We start from the raw sequence: 20587 nt of genomic DNA on the forward strand, positions 1-20587 counted from the left end.
ATAATATGAAACCAATGCCATTCCTTAAATTCAGACGTTCTTATATTTGGATTCTCGCGATCCTGATCGCAATCATCATCCTGTTTCCAATTGCCTGGGTTTTTACGTCATCCATAACGCCCGCCGGCGAACTCTTCACAACGCCCATCCATTACATCCCGCTGAACCCGACGCTGGCAAATTATCAGCGGCTCTTCGAAACATTAAAAATAGGCGAAAAGATCAGAAATACCCTGATCATCACCTTCTCCTCGCTCATTCTCTCAACGATCGTCTGCACGTTTGCAGCCTACGCGTTCAACAGGTATACGTCCAAAGGGCTGACCGTCGTATTCGGCTGTCTATTAGCGACATCGCTCATTCCGCCGATCGTAACCGCCAGGCCATTGTACGATTTTATTCGCAGCGCCGGCCTGATCGACACGTTTCCAGGATTAATCCTCCTTTACACGAGTGCACTGATCCCCTTCAGCGTCGTTATCCTGACCGGCTTTTTCAATGAAATCCCTGTAACGATCGAGGAAGCCGCGGAAGTAGACGGCTGCAGCTTCTTCCAGAAGTTTTTCTATATTATTTTACCGGTTCTCAGGCCCGGCCTCGCTACAATCAGCATCATCAATTTCATTTCATGTCTCAACGATCTTTTTACGCCGCTCTTCTTCGCGTCCAAGATCGAGGTCCTCAGCGTCGCGATTACGACGATTCCAAGAAATAACGCGTACAGCGTCCCCTGGGATTTAACAAGCGCGATGGGGTGGATTATCCTGCTGCCGATTATCGGTTTCGTCGCCATCTTCCAGAAGCAGATCATGGAAGGAATTATGGCCGGCGGAATTAAAGGTTAATTCTTTATAAGGAGTTAAAAGATGGACAACCTAAGCAATATCTTTATTTTACAGGACGGAAAGTCCGGCGCAATCACGGCGGAAAACCCGAGAGGGGAAAAAGGACGCGGCGGAACGGCGGCAAGCCCCTTGGGGCCTTCCCGGAAAGGCCGTCCCTGCATCAGATTGAAAAGCGGAACGTCCGAAACAATCGCCGAAATAATCGGACCTGGAATCATCCGGCATATCTGGATAACGGTCCCCGATCGGACCTCCGACGAAGATCGATACGTTTTACGCGATTTAATCCTGAAAATTTATTGGGATGACGAGGAAATTCCGGCGGTTATCGCTCCGTTAGGCGATTTCTTCTGCTGCGGCTTCGCCGCCGAAACGATCGTTAACGCTTTACCAATCGTTGTTTGCCCCACGAGAGGAATGAACTGCTATTTTCCGATGCCCTTCCTCAAAAAAGCGAAAATCGTCATAGAAAATCAGCACCCCGCCGATCTTAACGGGTTTTTCTATCAGGTCGATTACGCGCTCATGAAGGATCTCCCCGGTCCGATCGGCTATTTCCATGCGCAATGGAGAAGGGAAAAGATCACGGAAAAAGCTAAGGACTTTACGGTTCTGGACAACGTCAGCGGAAAAGGGCAATACGTCGGAACATATCTGGCGCTGGCGACACTTGAGCGTTACTGGTGGGGCGAAGGCGAGTTCAAATTTTATATCGACGGAGATCGGGATTATCCGACAATCTGCGGAACGGGAACGGAAGATTATTTCGGCGGATCATGGAGTTTCGCCGCGCAAGTCGACCGGAAAACCGTCGAACAAACTTATTGCACGCCATTCTTAGGCTATCCGTTCTATAGCGCGCATGATACAAAAATTCATAACCCTTATCATAACGACGACGCGCCGCCAATGCGTGGACTTTACAGATTCCACATCCCAGACCCAATCTTATTCTCAGAGAATATCCGCGTCACCGTTCAGCAAATCGGCGTAAACTTCAAAGGCCTATTCGAGCGTCAGGACGACGTCGCTGCGACAGCGTACTGGTATCTCGATAAAGCGGCCGGAACGCTGTCCGTGCTTCCGCCGCGGGAAGATCGCTGGCCAAGGTAACGTCAAATAATGTCAGCTCCGCAGCATGCGTCGCAGGATCCGAATCAGCGCCTCAGCTCATAAGATTTTACGAGGGCGTGGGCTGCATTCCCGGTAAAAATCGAAAACATCCCCCCATTTTCGGATAAAATCATACCTGAAAGGGAAACCCATGACCGCAAGCGCGCAGCTGACCATCCTCATTCCGGCCTTCAACGAAGAAGCCGCACTCCCCCATACGCTCGCCGATACGCTCGCCTGGTGCGAAGCGCACGACGCGAACTGCGTCGTCGTCAACGACGCGTCAACCGATCGGACCGGCGCAATTCTCGCCGATTTCGCCGCAGGGAACCATCGGCTGACCGTCAGGACGCATAAAGTCAATCGCGGATACGGCGGCGCGCTCAAAACCGGAATCGCCGCGGTTCAGACCCCGTTCGTCCTGACGATGGACGCCGACGGGCAGCATCGCCTTGAAGACATTGAACCCATGATTAAAGCCCGTGAAAAAACGGACGCCGACCTCGTCATCGGCGCGCGTTCAGCCAGGAAAACGTCCTTCGCGGACCATTACCGCGCCATCGGGAAAACCCTTCTCCGGGCTGTCGCGAAAATCCTCGTCAACCTCAGCGTCGACGACCTGAACAGCGGCATGAAACTCTACGACGCCGCTCTCGCGAAAAAATACCTTCCGCTCTGCCCTGCGTCGATGGCGTTTTCCGACGTCATGACCCTCGTCTTTATCCAGCAGCGTCACCTCGTCGTTGAACAGCCCATCCAAACCCGGGCCCGGATCGCCGGCGAAAGTACGATCTCGACCATGACTGCGCTCGACACGCTGATTCAAATTTTCAATATCGTGATGGTTTTCAATCCGCTGCGAATTTTCCTGCCGGTCGGCGCGGCCGCGGTCCTGATCGGTATCCTTTGGGCAATTCCGTTCTTCCTCGCCGGAAGCGGACTGAGCGTCGCTGCCCTCCTCTCGATCACGGTCGGACTGATATCGATCCTCCTCGGCCTGATCGCGGAACAGCTTTCACAAATCCGCCGCCGCGATTTCTAAACGCTCCGGAGCTCAGTTCCCGAAAACCGCCGGGCCTACAAGGCGCTCGATCTGCGCCGCGGCGCGCGGATACGCGCTTTTTAAAACGGCCCCGTCTCCATGCTCGTAGCTTTCCGGCGTATACCCCGGGCACATCGTCGTCCCTAAAAGCGCGAAATGACCGCCGGGAAGCAGTCTCGATCCCTGCCAGTGCCCTGCCGGAACTGTATACTGAACGCGATGACCTTCCCGAAGGCGGGGCCCCAGAATCGTCGTCCGAAAACTCCCGTCCGGAAGAAGCTCCAGCAGCGAAACCGGATCGCCAAGGTAAAAATGATAAACCTCATCCCCGCTCAAGCGGTGCAGGTGCGAAAACGCGTCGCCGCTGAGCAGGTAATAAATCGCGGTTCCAGCCGGCTTCCCGTCGATCGTCCATGCGCTTTCGTACGTTCGCAGCGCCATTCCGCCCTCGCCTTCGAGCGGACGCAGCCCCAGCAGCTCGATAATCTCCTGCGCGTTGATTAAATCCTGATTCATGATCGCCCTGCCCCACGAACCGCAACCCATTCCGAACCGCGGCGGTCGCTTTCCAGGATCGCCGCGCAAACCGCGGCGTTCTCCGCCCCGTCGTCAAACGTCGGCAGGCGCGCGCTGCCGTCCCTCCGCTCCGGAGATAGAACCGTCCGATAAAATAATCCAATCGACGAATAAAACGTATCGCCGAAACCCTCACCAAATCCAAACGATTCCGTCTGAATCGGACCGCCCTTCCGCGAAACCGAAAGAACGCCGTTCGCTTCCGAATTCCACCAGAAATTCCCGCGTTCGCAAGTCGCTTCAATCGTGAGCCGGTTCTCGCGGCCCGGAGAAACCTCGGACAAAACGACCGAACCGATCGTCCCTTCCCAGAATTGCAGGTGGATTATCGCCGCGTCTTCCGATTCAACCTGAATCACCTCTCCCTCGCCCGATTCATCCTCCGGCGACATCATCCCATCCGGTCCTATCCGCCGCTTCGGGAAAAAGCGCCCCAGCCGCGCCGAAACCGCCGTAATTTCCAGACCGGTAATAAACCGCGCCAGGTCCAGCCAATGGCTCCCGATCTCGGTCACAGCGCGCATCGGACCGCCGATCGCCGGATCGTACCGCCATTGGTACCGCGCCGGAAGCGCGTGAAAAGACTGAAGGTAATCCCCATGAATCAGCAGCGGGCGTCCAAAATCACCCGAACGGATCCTCGCGCGAAGCGCCAGACAGGCCGGATAAAACCGGACATTGAATCCAACCGCGCAAACGGAACCGCGCTCTCGCGCCGCCTCCGCCAGGACCGCAGCCTCATCCGCGTCCAGGCAAAGCGGTTTTTCGCAGTAAATATGCTTACCCTGATCCAGGCAGAACCGGATCAGGCCGCTATGCGTCGACGGCGGCGTACAGAGATGAACCGCGTCGATCGCCGGATCCGAAATCAGCTCCAGCTCCGTCCCCCACCGCGGAATACCATGCCGCGCCGCGAAAGCCCGCGCTTCGTCCTCCGTCTCCGCGATAACCGCCGCCGGCCTCGCGTCTAACCGCTTCATCGCCGAAACATGCAGTTCCGCAATCCCGCCGGCCCCAACGATCGCCGTCCGAATCATCTCGCCTCCATCCACATTCCTAACGCTTCCCTTTATCGTACGCCTCGCCGATTGCGCGCGGCGGATGGTTCCGCTTCGAGAAGAAAAGCAGGAGCAGGAGCGTCAAAATATACGGAATCGTCATGAACAGGTTCGTATACTGCGACGACAGCCCCATGAATAAACAGAGCTGGTACCCGCCCGCCCGGGCGATCCCGAAAAACAGACAGACAAAAAAAGTCAGGACAATATTCCAATTTCCGAAAATCATCGCCGCAATCGCCAGATACCCGTATCCAAGATAAATACTCGGGGAAAACTGCGACAGGAGCGAATACGCAAAACACATCCCGCCGATCCCCGAAAGCCCGCCGGAAATCATGACCGCGATAAACCGCGTCCGCGCGACGTTCCCGCCCGCCGCGTCGACCGCCTGCGGATTATCGCCGCAGGCGCGCAGCCGCATCCCGAAACGCGTTTTATACATCAGGTACCACGCGAACAGGCTGATAACAAGCAGGATAACCTCGAATGGATACACGTTCGTAAAAACAGCGCCGAGAACCGGAACCGAACTCAGCCCGGGGACCGTAAACCGGTCCGAAACCCCCAGCGTAAATTTATTCGAAGCGCTCCCGAATAAGACCCCGCTGATCTGAGACGTGAGAAACGTCGTCAGCGAAATTCCTAAAATATTGATAACGACACCGCTGATGACCTGCTCCGCTTTAAACTGGATGCAAAGCAGCGCATGCAGAATCGCGTACAGCGCCCCGCCGACCAACGCCATCGCCAGCGCAATATACAGAATCGTCTGGGTCGAAAGCCCGGCGTACAGCGCTAAAATCGTCGCCAGCACCGCGCCGCAGAAGGCGCCGAAGCCCTGAAAGCCTTCGACCGCTAAATTCGTGACGCCGCTCTTTTCCGAGTAAATCGCGCCGACGGCCATGATAAAAAGCGGGATCCCGAAAGCTAAACCGTCAGTGATCATGTTATGAAGATAATTCATGCTTCGCCGTCCGTCCTGTTTTCCCGTTCCGCGACCGGAACCAGTCCAGCCCCGTCCGCTTCGTCGAACCGCTCTGAATACGCAGCCGCTTTCGCGCGGAAATACTCGCCGCAGGCGGTAAACAGCAGCAGAATTCCGGTAATCACCGACGAAATTTCCTTCGCCACCCCGACCATCGAGCTCATCGTGCTGCTCCCGTTTTGGAAAATCGTAATCAGGACCGAAGACAGGATCGCGCCGATCGGACTGTTATTCCCTAAGAGCGCGGTCGCGATCGCGTCGTAGCCCATCCCCGGAAGCGTTTTCGGAATAATCGAATTCGTATACCCGAGATAATACGTCACGCCCGCCAGCCCCGCCAGCGCGCCGGAGAAAGCCATCGCCAGAACGATCTGCCGCCCGACGTGAATCCCGGCGTACAGCGCGCAATTCCGGTTCGAGCCGACCGCTTTCAGCTCAAAACCGAAAATCGTCTTATCAAAAATGAAGCGGACTACGAACGCCGTCAGGATCGCCAGCGCAATCCCCAACGGAACGTTGCAGGCGGTACCGAAAATCATCGTCTTCGTAAACGTCAGCCGTGCCGACGCGGAAATCACCTTGGACGCGCGGCTGATCTGGTCGACGTAGAACGAATTAATAAGAAAACCGGTAACGTAGCTGATAATATAGTTAATCATGATCGTCGAAACAACCTCATGAATATTAAACTTATATTTCAGATACCCGACGAACATCCCGACCAGTCCGCCGACAATCAATCCAATCAGGATCACCAGCGGCCGCGCGATCGCGCCCGAAAGCGCCCGGTTATACCCGACCCAAATCGTCGCCAGGAATCCGGACAGGACCATCTGGCCCGCGATTCCGATATTAAACAAGCCGCAGCGGTAAGCGAAAATAAACGACAACGCCGCCAACAGCATCGGCGCCATGATATTCAGGAACTGGAAAAAATCCGACAGCACGCCCGTCCCCGCTCCATAGCTCGCCTTCACCGCGAACCCGTTCCCCGCTAAAAAGCCATAGAACGCCGTAATCGGGTTCTTCCCCAAAATCAGCAGCAGCACGGACGAAGCGATCAGCGTCAGAACAATACAAAACAGCGGAACCGTCAGCCGCGTCCAGCGCTCGTTAACAAGAAGGCGGGCGAACGCCTGACGAAAACCTGCGCGATGAATCCTCATGTCGTTTTTCAATTCTCCGTAACCCCCATCATGTAACGCCCAACCTCCTGCGAAGTCAACGTCGAAGCGTCGGCAATCTTCAGCAGCCGTCCGTTATAAATAACGCCGATCGTGTCCGCCAATTCCATGATTTCATCTAACTCCAACGAAATCAGCAGGATCGCCGCGCCCCGTTCGCGCTCCGCTAAAATCTGCTTATGAATATTTTCGATCGCCCCCATATCCAGCCCGCGCGTCGGCTGAACAAAAATAATCAGCGAACTATGTTCCTCGATTTCCCTGGCGACGATCGCTTTCTGCTGATTCCCCCCGCTCATGGATCGAACCGTCGTCCGCGTTCCCTGACCCGTTCGGATATCGTACGCGTCGATCAGCTTCCGCGCGTACTCGTCCGCCGCATTTTCGTTCAGGATCCCCCCCTCCGACAGCGGCGATTTATAATACCGGCGCAGGCATAAATTCGAACGCAGATCGAAATCCAGGAAAACGCCGAACTTCTGCCGATCTTCCGGAATATAGCCGATCCCCGCCTCGATCCGGTTCCGGACCGGCTCGCCGGTGATCTCGCGGCCGTTCAGGGAAATCCGACCCTTCTCGACGTCGATCAGCCCCGCGATTGCGTCCGCGACCTCGGTCTGGCCGTTGCCCGAAACTCCGGCGATCGCGAAAATCTCCCCGGCGCGGATCGAAAACGAAACGTCTTTAACGAGCTGGACCCGATCCGAATTCCGAACGCAGAGTCCTTCCACGCTGAGAACCGTCTCGCCAAACCCAGCCGCCGGCTTTTCGGCCTGAAGCTCGACGTTCCGCCCAACCATCATGTTCGCCATCGCCTGCTTCGACGTCGTCCGAACGTCCAGCACGTCAATCAGCTTCCCGCGCCGAAGAATCGCGCAGCGATCGGCGACCTTCTTGATTTCTTCGATTTTATGCGTGATCAGGATAATCGTCTTCCCGCCGTTCCGGAGCTCCTCCATGATTTTCAGCAGGTACTCAACCTCCTGCGGCGTCAGAATCGCGGTCGGCTCGTCGAAAATCAGGATTTCAGCCTCACGATAGAGCATCTTCAGAATTTCGACCCGCTGGCAGGTCGAAACGTCAATATCCGAAATCACGTCGGTCGGATTAACCTCCAGGCAGTAATTCTTCGAAAGCGTCCGGATCTTCTCGTTCGCCTCGCGCAGATCGACATACGGAAAAATTCCGAGCGCTTTTTTAATCGGTTCAACGCCCAAAACGATATTTTCGCAGACCGTATAATTCTCGACCAATTTAAAATGCTGATGGACCATGCCAATATTCCGATCCGCCGCTTCGGAAGGCGATTTAAACTGAACCTTTTCGCCGCGAATATAGATTTCGCCGTGATCCGGCTCGTACAGTCCATACAGCATACTCATCAGCGTTGATTTTCCAGCCCCGTTTTCCCCCAGCAACGCAAAAATTTCCCCGCGGCGAACCTGAATCGTTACATTATCGTTCGCCAAAATACCGGGGAACCGCTTCGAAATATTCCGCATCTCGACAATATATTCCGCATCCGCCATAAATTTCCGATTTCCTCCGCTTCCCGCGAAACCACGCGCTTTACCTAGGAAGAAGGCTTAAAGCCTTCTTCCCGACAACCAATCCCTGACCTTCCGCCTTATTCAAGACCCGTGAATTTATCCGGCAGCATTCCGTTAAAATTCGACGGCGGAACGATCGTCCCATCTTTCAGCAGCGGATAAACCTCGGCCAGCTTCTCCAGCGTCTCGTCCGACAGCTGCTGCCGCCCCGCTTCAGAGACGTACCCGACCGAATCGGTATCGACGCCCAGCGTCGCGTCCATCCCGACAAACTTACCGTCATAAATCGCTTCGAGCTGACGCGTGACGTTAACATCCATGATCTTCAAAGCCGACGTCAGGATAATATTCTTATCGCCGTTGACGCCGTCGTCATACTGATCCACGTCGCAGCCAATCACGAAAACGTTCCCGGCTTCCTTCGCCGCAGTAAAAACGCCGTTTCCCGACGATCCGGCCGCGACCAGAATAACGTCCGCGCCCGCGTCGATCAGCGCCTTCCCGACTTCCTTCCCGGTCGCCTCGTCCGCGAAGCTCCCGACATAGTTCCCGCCGACGTTCTCGCCCATGCCTTCTACCGGGACCGCCGCCGTTCCGGCAAACGACGGAAGCTCGACAAGCTCAGCCTTCGTCCCGAATTTCGCGTTCGCGTAATTCACGCCGGCCATAAAGCCGAACTGATAATTGACGTTCGAGGGGAACGCGATCCCGTTAACAACCGCGACCTTATTCGTCTTCGTCGTCAAAGCCGCCGCAACGCCGGCAAAGAAACCGCCCTGTTCCTCCTGGAACGTCATCGTATAAACGTTCGGCAGGTTGGACAGCATGTTTCCCTCCGAGTCGGTAACCGTCGAGTCGACGACGAGGAAATATTTATCCGGGTTCGCCGTCGCGATATCGCCAATCCCGGCGAAGTTATAGCCCGGGAGGACGAAAGCGTCGTAATCGCCGACCAGCGTCGCGACCGTATCGATCAGTTTCGAAAGATCCGGTTCCTTGACATCACGGAGCGTACTGTCCGGATGACTGTCGACGAACGCCTTCGCCCCGTCATAGCAGTTTTCATTAAACGAACCGTCGTCGATCCCGGAGGAGGTCACGATACTGATCGAGAGACCTTTGCCTTCAGGAACAGCTTCCACCTCAGCCGCGCCTTCAACAGCAATTTCCCCAGCCGCAGCTTCCACCTCAGCAGCGCCTTCAACGGCAGTTTCCTCAACCGCGGCTTCCACCTCGGCAGCGCCTTCAACGGCAGCTTCCTCAACCGCGGCTTCAGTCGCCGCGGGGGCTTCTTCCGCCGTCTTCGTACAGGCCGAAAGCGCAAACGCCATCAAAATGGCCAACAATACATAAACAACCGCATACTTTTTCATTATATTTCTCCTGAAAAATCCTGATCCGTTTTCCAGCGCGGCGCAATCCGGATTCACCGGAAGGACCGCGCCGGGATTCGCGTCGTTCGTCTTCGAACGATCCTCTCCGAAATAACTTATAAACCACTTCTCAGCCGTCCAAGCCGGAAACGAACCCCGCCGCGGTTATCAGCGCAGTCCGCATCATTTCGTCAAAGCTGTTCTGCCTCTCCTCAACGCTGAGCGCTTCGCCCGTGACGAGCGAATCGGATATCGTCAGGATCGACAGCCCCTTCTTCCCGGAGCCCATCGCCGTCAGGTACAGCCCAGCCGTCTCCATCTCAACGCAGAGATGCCCATAGTTCATTATCTTGCGATCGATTTCCGGGTCGGGATTATAAAAGAAATCCGACGTATAAACCGGACCAACGCAATAACGCGCCCCAATCTCCCGCGCCGCCGCTACCGACCGCTCCAGCAGCCCGAAATCGGCCGTCGGCGCGAGCTGGCCCTGAAACGGGTACAGCGCCGGCATCGACGAATTCGTCGACGCCGAGACGGCGATCACGAGATCGCGGACCCGGACGTCCGCCCGGATCGATCCCGCCGAGCCGACGCGGATAATCGCTTCCACGCCGAAAAAGTTGAAAAGCTCGTACGCGTAAAGCGTGAACGAAGGCATCCCCATCCCGGAGCCCATCACGGAAACCTCGCGGCCCTCGTACAATCCGGTATAGCCATACATATTGCGCACGTCGTTGAACAGAACCGCGTCGGTTAAATACCGCTCCGCGATCGTTCGCGCGCGCAGCGGATCACCAGGCATCAGCACCACTTTCGCGACATGCGTCCCATCCTTAAGTTTAATACAGGCCGAAACCGATTCACGACATTCCATCTGACGCACCCTTTCTCAGCCGGCGGACGTCAGGTTCAGCCCCGCCGGCCGGTAAATCTCAAAAAATCGTTCCGGCTTTTCAGCCGAACAGCTTTTTCAAGTTGACATCGAACGGCGGATAAACGATCCCCCGATCCGTAACGATCGCGGTCAGCAGCGAATGATCCGTTACGTCGAACGCAGGATTGTAGCATTTCGTTTCCGCCAGCGCCATCGGCTCCCGGTACCAGAGATTCTTGATCTCCTCCGGATCGCGAAGCTCGATTTCGATATCCGCGCCGCTCGCGCAGCTCATATCGATCGTCGACGAGGGCCCCAGCGTATAGAACGGAACGCCGTAATATTTACAAAGAATCGCCAGCCCCGACGTTCCAATCTTATTCGCGAAATCGCCGTTCGCCGCGACACGGTCGCAGCCAACAAACGCCGCCTGGACCTGCCCCGATTTCAAAACGATCGACGCCATATTGTCGCAGATCAGCGTCACGTCGACGCCCGCCCGTTCCAGCTCGTACGACGTCAGCCGCGCGCCCTGAAGAAGCGGCCGCGTTTCATCGGCAAAGACGCGGAACGCATACCCGCGTTCCTTCCCGAGCAGGAGCGGACCGATCGCCGTTCCATACTTCGACGTCGCCAGCGGTCCCGCGTTGCAGTGCGTTATCACCCCGTCGCCATCCTTCAGGAGCGAAAGCCCGAACTCGGAAATCCTCGTGCACATCGCGATATCTTCGTCATGAATCGCGATCGCTTCCTTCCCCATCACCGCGGCGATCTCCGCCGGCGAACCTCCGTCCGAAGCTTCCATGACGCTGAGCATGCGTTTTACCGCCCAGCTCAGGTTAACCGCCGTCGGGCGGGAGGAAATCAGCTTTTCACCGTCCGCCCGAAGTCCGCGTTCGAACGACGCCCTGTCCAGCCCCGTCTTTGCCAGCGCCAGGACGTACATCCCATACCCGGCGCAGATCCCAATCGCGGGCGCGCCGCGGACCGAAAGCCGTTTAATCGCGTCGTAAATCTCGTCAACCGTCCGCAGCGTCAAATAAACCTGCCGATTCGGAAGCTGCGTCTGGTCCAGGATGACGACGCTCCTTCCGTCCTCCCCCAGATGTACCCCGCATGCCTTCCGATCTTCCTCCGTAATCATCATCTTATTCGTTTTCTCTCCTCAAAATAATGTATGCTACGCGATTGCGTTGACAAGCGAGAGGACGCTTTCACGAATCTTCCGGTTCGCCGCCAGCGCCGCCTCGCGGCTGTCCTGTTTAGTGTAAAAATAGAATTTAATCTTCGGTTCCGTTCCGGACGGCCGAATCGCGAACCAGCCGCCGTCTTCGAGGAAAAACCGGAGGACGTTCGACGCCGGGATATCCTGATAGCCCTGCTGGTAATCGATAACCCTCGCGACCTTAACACCCGCGATCTCGGACGGGAGGTCCTTCCGAAGCTGGATCATCATCCGCTGGATCCGTTCCGCCCCGGCTAAACCCTCTAAAACAAGACTGACGCCTTCCTCGGCGAACCAGCCGTACCGCTTGTACAGGCCTTCTAAAACCTGCCAGAGCGTTTTTCCCTGCTTCCGATAATAGGCGGCCGCTTCCGCGATCAGCATGCCCGCGCTGATCCCGTCTTTATCGCGAACGTTCGGCGATGCGGCGTAGCCGATCGACTCCTCGTACCCCAGAAGGTACCGGTACCCCCGCGCGGTCAGCTCCGGAATCCGACCGCAGATATTCTTAAACCCGGTCAACGCCTCGAACATCTCAACCCCGTACGCGCGCGCGATCTCCGTCGTCATCGTCGACGTCACGATCGACTTGACCATCGCGCCCTTCGCAGGCAGCGTTCCCGCGTCCTTCCGCCCCTCCAGGATGTAATTCGCCAGCAGGACGCCCGTCTGGTTCCCGTTCAGCGGGATATAACGACCGTCGTCGCCCAGAATCTCGATCGCGAACCGGTCGCCGTCCGGATCGGTCGCCATGAGCAATTCCGCGCCGACGCGCCTGCCCAGCTCTTCGGCAAGCCTGAACGCCTTCGGATCCTCCGGGTTCGGATACCCGACCGTCGTAAAATCGGGATCCGGGTTTTCCTGCTCCGCGACAATATGCCAGCTGCTGAAACCGCGGTCGCGGAGCATCTCGCGGAACGGGATCGAGGCGGCCCCATTTAACGGCGTGTACACGAGCGGAATCGACAAATCCAGTTCTTCGCCGCTATGAATCGCTAACGATTCGACCTCGTCGAGGTAGCGCCGATCCTCCGCGGCCCCCAGCATCGTAATTCGTCCGTCCGCCAGGGCTGCCGCGAAATCGGCGGATCGAGTCCCGTCGAAGTAATCTGTACGTTCAATGCAAGCTAAAATCCCGTCCGCGACTTCCGCGCTGACCTGGCAGCCGTCTTCCCAATAGACCTTATAACCGTTAAAATCGCGTGGATTATGCGACGCGGTAAGATTGACGCCCGAAATCGCGCCCAGAACGGGGATCAGGTACGAAAGCTCCGGCGTCGGGCGGAGCTCCGGAAAAACGTACGCCCGGATTCCGTTCGCGGCGAAAATACCGGCGGCGAACCGAGAAAATTCCTTCGAAAAATGACGCGGATCATGCGCAATGACGACGCCGCGCCGCTTCGCTTCCTCCCCGAACGAGCTGATATAATCGGCTAACCCCTGCGTCGCGCGTCCGACCGTAATATAATTCATCCGCATCGTTCCAACGCCGATTTTCCCGCGAAGTCCCGCCGTCCCGAACGTCATGTCGGCAATAAACCGCTCCTGAAGCTCGGCATCGTTCCCGCTCAATCCAACCAATTCCACACGCAGCGGGTCGTCCGCCGCAAGCTTCTCTGACCATAGCTGAACCCGCTCCCGATAATCCATTCTCTCATCCTCACTTTCGATATATAAACAGACTCTTCTATATAGTCTGCCGCCTAAGAGTATACCTAAACATGAGAAAAAAGGCTATCCTTTAACCGACCCGGCCGTCATTCCGCTCACAAGAGATTTCTGCGCGACGAAGATAAAGAGAATCGTCGGAATTGACGAAACCATGATCGCCGCCGCCATATTCCCCCATTCGACCTGATACGACGTGATAAAAAAGGACGTTCCGACCGTCGCCGTAACCGCCTTCTTAAAGCTCAGAATACCGCTGAATAAATATTCGTTCCAGCTGGTAATAAACCCTAAAATCGCTGTCGACGCGATCCCGGGCCGAAGAACCGGGACCAGGATCCGCGCCAGGATTTGCAGCGTGCTCGCCCCGTCGATCATCGCCGCCTCTTCGATCTCCTTCGGAAGATCCTGAATATACCCGATAAACAGCAGCAGCGACGTCGGCGTAATAAAAAGCGTATGCATGAAGATAATCGACGTCTTCGTATCCAGCATCTTGAGCCTGTTGAAAATCAGGAAGACCGGAATCGCGAACGCCAGCGCGGGCATCAGCCGCAGCAGCATCGTCGCGCTCAGGATCGTATCGCCGAAGCCATGGTAGCGGACAATACTGTAAGCGGCGGGAATCGTCACCGCGACCGCCAGGAACGACGAAACCAGCGCGATGATAAACGAATTCGAAATAAATCTCCCGAAGTCGTAGCCGCCCTTTCCAAGGACGTTCAGGTAGTTATCCAGAACCGGACGGAAGATCCATTTCGGCGGATACGCCGAAATATCCGCGCTCGACTTAAAAGACGTCAGGAAGTTCGTAAAAACGCCGATATCGAACAGAACGATAATCACCGCAATCAGCGCGACGACCAGCGCCATGGACAGCATCGAACGAATCTTTTTCGAGATCATCATTTATATCCTTTCATCGTCCGCCTGACCAGGTACAGCGACGGGATCAACAGCATGATCGCCAGCGCGAACGAAGCCGCGCTCGCCATCCCGTAATCGCTGCGCTGGAACGCGCGCCGGTAAATAAAAATACTGACGCTCTGCGTAAACGTTCCCGGCCCGCCCGCGGTCATCGCGAAAACCAGCTCGAAAATCAGGAACGACGCCAGTAATTTTTCCAGGAACGTCACCCAGAGAATCGACGAAATCAGCGGCAGCGTCACATGAACCAGCCGCTGGAACGCGTTCGCGCCGTCGACCGTCGCCGCCTCGATCAGCTCCTTCGACACCCCCTGCATCGACGAATACGTATTGATAAAAACGAACGGCATCCGGTTCACCGTATCGGCGCCGATAATCGTCTGGTTCACGAAGCCGACCCCAAGCATCGCGGTCGTGCCGGTAATCCCGGCCAGCAGGTAAGCGATCGGGCCGACGAATTCGTTAAAAAGCAGCCGGAACATCGTCCCCATCAGGAACGGCGATACCACCATCGGAAGCAGCAGCAGCGTTATCGCGACGCTTTTTCCCGGAAAGGCACGGTTGAAAAGCTGTGCGATCAGGACGCCCAGCAGCATCTGAATCGTCGTCGAAATAACCGCGAAGCGCAGACTCCAAAGCAGCGATTTTCCAAAATCCGCGTTGGTAAACAGGTTAATATAGTTTTTCAGCCCGATGAAGTTCGGATTTCCAATATTATTGATCCGCGCGTTGAAGAAACTCAGTCTCAGTCCGTACAGCATCGGGTACAGCGCGAAACATACCAGCCAGATCGTCAGCGGCGCGAGCAGGAGCAGGCTGATCATCTTCTTCTTATTGACTTTAAAAAAGCTCATGACTTCGGTTCCTCCGATAGCGTTAAACCCCGCCGCTCAGGGACAGGCTATAAATTTATCGGAGATGACGGCTGTCATCTCCGATAAAGGTCCATCAGCCCGGGAAACGGTTACCAGTTTTCCATTTCCGCCGAGCAGTCCGCCTGAACCGCCGCAAGACCTTCGTCGATTGTAACGACGTCCGTCCAGGCGTTCGACAGCCCGCCGCAGGCGATATCTTCAATAATCCCGGCGGTCGGGGGCAGGTTGCGGCCATACTCATTAACAACGTCGGCCATGTACCCAAAGTCCGGGCGCGCTTCCGCCATGTCGGCAAGAACCTTAATAGACGGCGGAATCCCGCCGGCGTCAGCGTATAGCTTCGCGGCTTCGTCGCCGTACAGCCAGGCAACCCAGCGGGCCGCGTCTTCTTTATGCTCGCTGTACTTGCTGATCCCGACGCCGAGCGTATGATTATAAGCAAAGCGGCCTTCCGGTCCGGCGGGCGGCGCCGTTACGGCGATCTTCCCGTGAATCAGGGAATCCTCGGCGTCGAGCGTCTGATAAGCCGCGTTCCAGTGGACCGAAAGCGCGACCTGACCCGCCAGGAACGCCTCGTTATCTTCCGCGTATTCGCCGTTAACCGATCCCGGCGGCGTCAGCCCTTTCCCGAAGCTCGTTTTCCAGATTTCAAGCGCCTTTCGCGCGGCCTCGTTATCGAACGCGACCTTTCCGTCCGCGTCGAACCAGTCGCCGCCGAAGCTCCAATACGCGTTCGTCCATAGGAAAGCCGTCGGCCCCATGACCTTCCCGTGGGTGAAGTTCCCGTATTCAACCGGCGAATCCGGATTGTACTGCTTCGTGAAGAAGAACGAGGTCGCGAGATAATCGTCCCAGGTCCATTCGTCCGGATGCTTCGGGGTCATTTCAACGCCCATCTGCTCCAGGCTGATCTTCTTGTAGGTTTCCTTCCAATCCGCGTCAGCCAGCAGCTTCTCAATCAGGTCGGAACGATAATACAGGAAATGCGCCGAAAGGTCCATCGGGACGCCGTAGAGCGTTCCGTCCGTCCAACGCATCCCGTCGACGGTCGCAGGGATCCGCGCGGTCAGGTCGGTTCCGTAAATATTGATTTCCGGATCGGTAATCAGCGGTTCCAACGGTTCAAAATGCATCCAGTATTTACCGAGCCAGCGCGACGCCGTAAAGAAAAGATCGACGTCCGACGACCCCGCCGCCATGAGCGCTTCCTCTTTGAGCATGATGTTATCGCGCCCGAAGAGCTCCTGTTCAACGTAGAAACCGGCCTCTTCCGCCATGTTCTCGTTCCAGTATTTCAGGACAACGTCCATCGCGTCCGACTCCGGACCCGGCCAATACACCATTCGGACCGTGTACAGATCGTCGGCGGCGACGGCAAGCACGGAACTCAGCGCCATCGCCAGAACAACCATTAAAATGACTAACTTCTTCATACAGCCTCCTTCAAAATTTCCGACGTTTTTCAACCTCGGTTTAATTCCGGCAATCCGCCTGCCAGAGCGCGGACGCCAAATTCAACTCATTATACAGGCACTGTCCACTATTTCAAGCTGTATTTCGTCCCGTTTTTCGAATGACGATTGGGCCAAATCAGCGGGAAAGAAGCGTCCGGAGCTTCGCGTAATCCCCGACCAGCGGACGGAAAATCGGTTCATCCTCGTCAATCTTCGGGAAACGCGGCGAATCGTCCAGGAAACGGTTATCCGTATGGTCGTCGTTGACCTTCGAGACCTCCCCGATCAGGACGCGCCCCGTCCCCCAGAAGCTATGATAATTCCGCTGCGGAAGCGTGACGCTCTCTCCGGGCGCAAGCGACAGCACGGCCCCGGGATCAAGAACCCGGCGGATTCCGTCAACGTAGACGACGACCGGGCGCACCGTGTCAAGCGATTCGTCAGCGTTCGCGTTATTCAGCCGCAGGTTCAGCGTCCCCCCGCCGCGATTGATAATATCCTCGACCTTATCCCAATGGAAATGCGTCAGGCAGAGCTGTCCGTCGTTCACGATCATCAGCTTCTCGCAGTACGGTTTGTCGTACCCGGCCGCCTGCGTCGAACCGTTGCGTACCGTGAACAGGACCATCCCTTTCCGTTCAAAATCGCCCAATGCGAAGTCGGTAATATCCCAGCCCATCTCCTGCGTCAGGATCTCGTCCAGCTCCGCCGCGCTCCTGGTAAGCCATTCGTCCCAGGACCAGTACCCCCAGACCGGCAGCCGCCAGTTCTGCGACATAAAAAATTCTTCCGACGACTTCAGGATCCGGTTGATCTCCGATCGTTTCATGCGATATCTCCTCTATAAATTTAGGCCGCGCCCCTTCTAAAGCTTTGAATCCGCCATGTTCAGCTCGAGCTTATCGTTCTCAGACCGATTCAGGGTCTCCTGATTAATCAGGCAGCTCAACAGCGCGTCTCCAACCGCCATTTCGTTCAAGTGCGAATAGCTTTTAAAATAATACTGATGATCGTCTCCGGACGACGCCAAAAGCAGGTAATCGCAAAGATTACTGACCGGCGAATACCGGTGCGCCGTGATCGCGACGATCGGGAGTCCCCGCTCTTTTCCGAGCGTCAGCGCGTTCACGACCTGCCTGGAACAGCCGGACTGCGAAATGGCCAGAATGACGTCGCCCGGCTGGGACAGGTGAATCTGCATCAGGGAATATTCCGGCGAGAAACCGGCGAAGCTCCGTACGTTCAGCCGATTCAGCCGGTAGCTCATGTACTGCGCGACCGGATTCGTATTTCCTACAGCGACGACATGAACCAGCGCCGCCCCACGGATCACTTCCGCCGCGTCCTGAAGCGCCTGCCTGTCGATCGTATCCCCGATTTTCAGCATGTTCGCTGCGATAACCTTGAAAAAATTCTGGAATTCACTGTCCGCGCTCGCCGACGTCGGATCGACCGCGAAATAGTAGCGCCGCCCTAAATCCCGCGACAGGCTGATCCGCATGTGGTTATAGCCGCGGAACCCGACGTGCTTGCAGAAGCGGATCACAGTCGCCTCGCTGACCTCGCTGGCCCGGGCGATTTCAGACACATTAAGCTGGACGGCATCCTCAGGATTGGCCAGGATAAAATCGGCGACTTTCTGTTCAGCTTTGAAAATATCCGCTTTCCGCTCGCTGATCCGCTCGATAACCGTTTTTTCCTGATCCAACGTCACGTTTCGCTCCTGTATCAGAGATCCGACAGGAAACCCCCAACGAACGAATCGCCTAATCCGATCGTTGTCGCCTTTCCCGCCTCTAATTCTATACGATACCCTGGAACGCAGACAATCTCCGAAAGGCTTAGCCCGTCTATCTTTTCCCGGAAAGCCAGTCCCTCCGGCGATTTTATTTCATCCGCGGTCGCGGCGAAATCGGCGGCGGTAAAATCGTCGCCCTTCGCGTACCGCGTCGCCGCCATGCGGATTCCGGCGGAAAGCGCCCCGGCGTATTTTCCAGCGTTCTTCCCGCGGACGAGTCCCCAGTCCTTCGTATGCAGCACGATCGTGTCAACGCCGAACCTTTTCCGGAGCGCGTCCAGCCCGCCGACGACCGACGCCGGATCGTTTAAATCCGGTTCCGGCGAAACGAGCTCCCGAAACTCGTCTTCGTTAAGACTGTAAATATCGACCAGCCCGTCCAAGATCGAGAAAATCCGATCGCGGAATTCCGGACGGTAAAATCCGGCCTCTTCGTAAAAAACAATTCCAGCCGCAGGAAGCTCCAGGATCGCTTTTTTCAGGCGTTCCACGCGGTCGATCAGCTGCGCTTCGTCGCTGATAACGTTGAAGCCGGAAACCTGAAAAACGCGCGCCGATTTCAAAACCTCGCCCAGCGCCCCTGAAATCGGAAGGTCGATATTATCCTGATCGTTACTCATGATAACGCGGTTGGACCGCTGCGAACGGACGGTCCGACCGTCGGCGAGACGGAAAGCCGCGCCCTCCGGATACTGGAAAATCAGGTGCGGATAGAGATTTTCCTTCGTCCCGGCCCAGATAACGCGGCAGCCCCGCGGCGTCAATCGACGGACGTCATCGTTCATCGTCACGAAATGCGCCGTTGAAGCGATCCCGATCCGATCGAGCGCAATCGCGGCGCGGATCCCCGTCCCGCCCATCGTAATTTTCTTTGGCGCGCCGGGAGCGAATTCGCTCGCCAGCGACGGCGATTCGAGGAAAAACTCCCCCCCGCCGTCCGCGTAGATCCGATTCAGCACGGCGATAACGAGCTCGCGTTCCGACCTGACGACGTGAGGAACGGATTGGATTTCGCGGAACTCGATCCCGAAAGAATCGATCCGCGACTGAAAATCCAACCCTGACCACTCGAACTCGTAATCGATATTGTTGCCCAGCCCTAAAACCAGCCCGTTATCGCGCATGCCGTAATTTCTCCGATTTTTATATATTATTTATAAAGTTCGGCTTTACCGATCGTCTGGAAAAGTTCGAGCTTATGTGCCGCGACCTCTTTCATTGCCGCAATGCAGGCCGGTTCGATCGTATTCGGTTCGCGCAGCCCGGCGTCCTTCAGGACCTCGCGCATCTTATTGAAATACGCAACCTTGATATCGCTGGAAATATTGATCTTATTAATTCCCAGCGTAACCGACTCGGCGATTTCCGAATCCGGATTATTCGAACCGCCATGGAGAACGAGCGGAATCGGGACCTCACGGTCGATCTCTTTCAGCAGGTTCAGCCGCAGCTCCGGCTTGAAGCCTTTCGGATAAATACCATGCGACGTTCCGATCGCGACCGCCAGCGTATCGATTCCGGTCCGTTCTGCGAAAATCCGCGCGTCGTTCGGATCGGTGAAAGTAATATGATCCGCGCCGGCTTCCGCTTCGGAATCGGTCGAACCGATCGTCCCCAGCTCACCCTCAACCGAGACGTTGACCGGATGCGCGATTGCGCAGGCGCGCTGACAAATTGCGATATTTTCTTCAAAGGGCAAATGCGACGCGTCGATCATGACTGAGGTAAAGCCGGCCTGGATTGCCGTGAGAATCTGCTCAAGCGAAGCGCCGTGGTCGAGATGAATAACGACCGGGACCGGCGATTTATACGCGCGCTCGATCAGCGCTTTCAGGATATCCGTTCCGGTAAAGCTGAGCTCGTCAGGATGAATCGCGAGGATAACCGGCGCTTTCTTCTTTTCGCAGATTTCCATAATCCCCTTGAACATCGAATAATCGCTGATATTAAACGCAGGAACGGCGAAACGATGCTCCTGGGCGACCGACAATAAATCCTTCATATTCATCAACATAATAAAAATCCTCTTATTTC

General features: G+C 56.2%; 19 protein-coding genes. 3 read left to right on the forward strand and 16 right to left on the reverse strand.

Going from position 1 to position 20587, the window contains the following annotated elements:
• Positions 1 to 5: 5 nt before the first annotated feature.
• From BEQ56_10225 to BEQ56_10235, 3 genes are all read left to right on the forward strand, one after another.
• Positions 6 to 845, forward strand: coding sequence for an ABC transporter permease (locus BEQ56_10225; protein AOH43819.1), 840 nt, complete (start codon positions 6 to 8; stop codon positions 843 to 845).
• A gap of 21 nt (positions 846 to 866) precedes the next feature.
• The gene (locus BEQ56_10230) at positions 867 to 1958 is read left to right on the forward strand and encodes a hypothetical protein (protein ID AOH43820.1); all 1092 of its coding nucleotides are present in this window, start codon (positions 867 to 869) and stop codon (positions 1956 to 1958) included.
• Positions 1959 to 2109: 151 nt separating this feature from the next.
• On the forward strand, positions 2110 to 3000 hold the full coding sequence (locus BEQ56_10235; protein ID AOH43821.1) for a hypothetical protein: 891 nt from the start codon (positions 2110 to 2112) through the stop codon (positions 2998 to 3000).
• 12 nt (positions 3001 to 3012) lie between these two features.
• Here BEQ56_10235 and BEQ56_10240 read toward each other — a convergent pair whose 3' ends face one another.
• The 16 genes from BEQ56_10240 to BEQ56_10315 all read right to left on the reverse strand — a co-directional run bounded on the left by BEQ56_10240 (position 3013) and on the right by BEQ56_10315 (position 20567).
• Positions 3013 to 3516 (reverse strand): hypothetical protein, encoded by a 504-nt coding sequence (locus tag BEQ56_10240; protein AOH43822.1) that lies wholly within the window; start codon positions 3514 to 3516, stop codon positions 3013 to 3015.
• Complete coding sequence (locus BEQ56_10245) at positions 3513 to 4610, reverse strand: hypothetical protein (GenBank protein ID AOH44504.1); 1098 nt, start codon at positions 4608 to 4610, stop codon at positions 3513 to 3515. Before BEQ56_10245 ends, BEQ56_10240 begins: the two co-directional genes overlap by 4 nt.
• A gap of 22 nt (positions 4611 to 4632) precedes the next feature.
• The gene (locus BEQ56_10250; protein ID AOH43823.1) at positions 4633 to 5601 is read right to left on the reverse strand and encodes an ABC transporter permease; all 969 of its coding nucleotides are present in this window, start codon (positions 5599 to 5601) and stop codon (positions 4633 to 4635) included.
• Positions 5598 to 6800, reverse strand: a complete 1203-nt coding sequence (locus tag BEQ56_10255; GenBank protein ID AOH43824.1) for a hypothetical protein — start codon at positions 6798 to 6800, stop codon at positions 5598 to 5600. The genes BEQ56_10250 and BEQ56_10255 overlap by 4 nt, the downstream gene beginning before the upstream one ends.
• Positions 6797 to 8335: a heme ABC transporter ATP-binding protein gene (locus BEQ56_10260; GenBank protein AOH43825.1), complete on the reverse strand. Its 1539-nt coding sequence runs from the start codon at positions 8333 to 8335 to the stop codon at positions 6797 to 6799. The genes BEQ56_10255 and BEQ56_10260 overlap by 4 nt, the downstream gene beginning before the upstream one ends.
• A 98-nt stretch (positions 8336 to 8433) precedes the next feature.
• Positions 8434 to 9729: a BMP family ABC transporter substrate-binding protein gene (locus tag BEQ56_10265; GenBank protein AOH43826.1), complete on the reverse strand. Its 1296-nt coding sequence runs from the start codon at positions 9727 to 9729 to the stop codon at positions 8434 to 8436.
• A 130-nt stretch (positions 9730 to 9859) separates the two neighbouring features.
• On the reverse strand, positions 9860 to 10606 hold the full coding sequence (locus BEQ56_10270) for a purine-nucleoside phosphorylase (protein ID AOH43827.1): 747 nt from the start codon (positions 10604 to 10606) through the stop codon (positions 9860 to 9862).
• Between the two features lie 79 nt (positions 10607 to 10685).
• Positions 10686 to 11753 carry an S-methyl-5-thioribose-1-phosphate isomerase gene (locus BEQ56_10275; GenBank protein AOH43828.1) on the reverse strand — a complete coding sequence of 356 codons (1068 nt, stop codon included), beginning with the start codon at positions 11751 to 11753 and terminating at the stop codon, positions 10686 to 10688.
• Between the two features lie 33 nt (positions 11754 to 11786).
• Positions 11787 to 13481: a phosphoglucomutase gene (locus BEQ56_10280; GenBank protein AOH43829.1), complete on the reverse strand. Its 1695-nt coding sequence runs from the start codon at positions 13479 to 13481 to the stop codon at positions 11787 to 11789.
• Between the two features lie 84 nt (positions 13482 to 13565).
• Positions 13566 to 14408, reverse strand: a complete 843-nt coding sequence (locus BEQ56_10285) for a hypothetical protein (protein AOH43830.1) — start codon at positions 14406 to 14408, stop codon at positions 13566 to 13568.
• Positions 14405 to 15280 (reverse strand): hypothetical protein, encoded by an 876-nt coding sequence (locus tag BEQ56_10290; GenBank protein AOH43831.1) that lies wholly within the window; start codon positions 15278 to 15280, stop codon positions 14405 to 14407. Before BEQ56_10290 ends, BEQ56_10285 begins: the two co-directional genes overlap by 4 nt.
• Positions 15281 to 15390: 110 nt before the next feature.
• On the reverse strand, positions 15391 to 16767 hold the full coding sequence (locus BEQ56_10295; GenBank protein ID AOH43832.1) for a hypothetical protein: 1377 nt from the start codon (positions 16765 to 16767) through the stop codon (positions 15391 to 15393).
• A 124-nt stretch (positions 16768 to 16891) separates the two neighbouring features.
• Positions 16892 to 17584, reverse strand: coding sequence for a hypothetical protein (locus BEQ56_10300; protein ID AOH43833.1), 693 nt, complete (start codon positions 17582 to 17584; stop codon positions 16892 to 16894).
• Positions 17585 to 17620: 36 nt separating this feature from the next.
• Positions 17621 to 18484: a hypothetical protein gene (locus BEQ56_10305; protein ID AOH43834.1), complete on the reverse strand. Its 864-nt coding sequence runs from the start codon at positions 18482 to 18484 to the stop codon at positions 17621 to 17623.
• On the reverse strand, positions 18484 to 19677 hold the full coding sequence (locus BEQ56_10310; protein ID AOH43835.1) for a hypothetical protein: 1194 nt from the start codon (positions 19675 to 19677) through the stop codon (positions 18484 to 18486). Before BEQ56_10310 ends, BEQ56_10305 begins: the two co-directional genes overlap by 1 nt.
• A 26-nt stretch (positions 19678 to 19703) precedes the next feature.
• Positions 19704 to 20567 carry a hypothetical protein gene (locus tag BEQ56_10315; protein ID AOH43836.1) on the reverse strand — a complete coding sequence of 288 codons (864 nt, stop codon included), beginning with the start codon at positions 20565 to 20567 and terminating at the stop codon, positions 19704 to 19706.
• Positions 20568 to 20587: the final 20 nt, after the last annotated feature.

It is taken from the genome of Anaerolineaceae bacterium oral taxon 439, assembly GCA_001717545.1.
Lineage (GTDB): Bacteria > Chloroflexota > Anaerolineae > Anaerolineales > Anaerolineaceae > Flexilinea.